Raw genomic sequence first — 619 nt, forward strand, 5'->3', positions numbered from 1 at the left:
GCGCGCCGCTTCCGACAGCGCCATCGCCGCGGCGAGGTGCGGAGCAGCGCTCGGCTATTGGGTGACCGGCGGTGACATTGCCGCCCGCATTGGGTGGGCGCAGGAGCTTGTGCGCGGCAAGGCGACGAAGGACGCGATCCGGCTGATCACCGATCTGGTCGGCACCGGCGTCGCCAGTCAGGAGTCCGTTCCGGCTGCATTCGCCGTGCTGGAAGTCGCCGGCGATGATCCCTGGCAAGCGGCGGTCATCAGTGCCAATCTCGGTGGCGACACCGATACGATCGGCGCCATCGCGACCGGCATGGCCGGCGCCTGCACCGGCTTTTCCCGACTGCCTCAGAACCGCATTGCAGACCTCAAGGGCATCGACATTGCGGCGGTTGGCGCGCTCACCGCCGACCTTGTTGCGGCCCGTGTATCCAAGCGCCGTGCCGACAGGACGGGTCCCGGCAAGGATGCGGCGATATGAGTGGGCGTGTCGTCCATGTCGGCAGCGCGGTGGTCGACTATGTCTACCGCATCGACGCCTTGCCGGCGCCGGGTACGGAGAAGACGGCGTCGAGCTACACGCAAGTCGCCGGCGGCGGCTTCAACATGATGGTCGCGGCCAGCCGCACCG

Annotated in this window: 1 protein-coding gene and 1 pseudogene; both read left to right on the plus strand. The window is 68.3% G+C overall.

The window, feature by feature from the left end:
* Positions 1-469, plus strand: a 469-nt coding sequence (locus NKI59_RS35020) for an ADP-ribosylglycohydrolase family protein (protein ID WP_352709084.1), incomplete at its 5' end; no start/stop codon positions are given.
* Positions 466-619, plus strand: a pseudogene (locus NKI59_RS35025) (ribokinase); the annotation flags it as partial. The gene NKI59_RS35020 and the pseudogene NKI59_RS35025, both read left to right, overlap by 4 nt.

Source organism: Mesorhizobium sp. M0598, assembly GCF_040320865.1.
GTDB lineage: Bacteria > Pseudomonadota > Alphaproteobacteria > Rhizobiales > Rhizobiaceae > Mesorhizobium.